This window comes from Paracoccus sp. Z118, from assembly GCF_019061185.1.
In the GTDB taxonomy this organism is placed as follows: Bacteria; Pseudomonadota; Alphaproteobacteria; order Rhodobacterales; family Rhodobacteraceae; genus Paracoccus.
Genome location: NZ_JAHQZU010000087.1, coordinates 1 through 1483 on the forward strand (window position 1 = coordinate 1; position 1483 = coordinate 1483).

Consider the following 1483-nt stretch of genomic DNA (forward strand, 5'->3'; position numbering starts at 1 on the left):
CGCTGGACCGCGCCTCGTCGGCCACGGTCGCCGCCCCCAGCACCTGCCGCCCGCGGCCGAGATAGACGACGGTCTGCGCGCCCGAATCCAGCGCCTCCAGTGTTGGGTGGCGGAGGTCCGCTCCCATCTCCGCGGCGAGATAGGCGTTGCCGGCCCAGAGCGTGCCGTGGCCGTCCCGGCCGACGATCCCCTTGCCCGCGCGGCTGGTGACTTCCGCGATCTCCGCGCCCTCGACGCCGCGAGCCACGGCCGCGCGCCGGATTGCGGCGGCGATGTGGTGCTCGGACTGCACCTCGAGGCCGGCCAGCAGCGACAGGAACCCGTCCGCGTCGCCGTCCAGCGCCACGACTTGCGTGACGGTGGCGTGGCCCGTGGTGAGGGTGCCGGTCTTGTCGAAGGCGAAGGTCTCGACGGCGGCCAGCGTCTCGAGCGCGGCGCCGCCCTTGAACAGCACGCCCCCGCGTGCCGCCGCCGACAGCGCCGAAAGGATCGCCGCCGGGACTGAGATCACGATGGCGCAGGGGCTCGCCGCGACCAGCAGCGTCGCCGCCTTGTAGAGCGCGCCGTCCCATCCATGCCCCAGCCACCAGAAGGCGGCAAAGGCCAGCACTGCGCCGACCAGCACCGCGATCGTGTAGCGCTGGCCGAACCAGGCGCTGAAACGCTCGGACGGGGCCTTGGCTGCCTGCGCCTCGGTCACCAGCTGGATCATGCGGGCAATGGTGCTGTCGCCGATCGTCCGGCTGACGACGACCTCGAGGATGCCTTCGAGGTTCACGGTGCCTTCGAACACCGGATCGCCCGGCGACTTGGAGACCGGCATGGATTCGCCTGTTATATGGGCCTCGTCGATGCCGCCGCGGCCTTCAGCGATCCTGCCATCCGCCGGGACGCGGGCGCCGGGGCGCAGGATCACCGTGTCGCCCACCGCCAGGTCGGCGGCGGCAACTTCCGCGACGGTGCCGTCCGGTCCCTTGCGGAAAGCGGTTTCCGGGCGCAGCGCCATCAACGCCTCGATGGCGCGGCGGGCACGGCCGAGCGCGCGGGATTCGAGGGTGCCTGCGACGCTGAACAGCGTCAGCAGCACCGCGCCCTCATAGGGCGCGCCGACCGCGGCCGCGGCGACGGCGGCGACGACCATCAGCAGGTCGATGTCCAGCACCCGCTCGTTCCACAGCGCCCCGAGCGCCCGCCACGCCGCTGGTAGCCCGCCGGTCAGATAGACGAGGACCAGCCCCGGCGTCACCAGAGAGCCCAGCCGCCCGCCGCCCAGCCAGAGCCCCGCTGACGCCAGCGTCAGCCCCAGCACCGCCGCGAGCGACAGCGCCAATGAGAGATCGAAGGATGAGAGTCGTTTCACACCGGGATCCTTTCAGAGTGCATCTTACGGAACGTCTGATTAAGGCGTTCGGCTGCGCCGAGATGGCGGCTTGATCGGTCGGACGGGCGAGAAGCGATCCGCTGGCAGCCGGTTTCTCAGATT

General features: G+C 71.3%; 1 protein-coding gene. It reads right to left on the bottom strand.

Annotation, left to right across the window (positions count from 1 at the left end; genetic code table 11):
- Positions 1-1360 (bottom strand): heavy metal translocating P-type ATPase (locus tag KTN05_RS17540; protein ID WP_217330654.1); only part of this gene is annotated, 1360 nt, incomplete at its 3' end.
- Positions 1361-1483 lie beyond the last annotated feature (123 nt).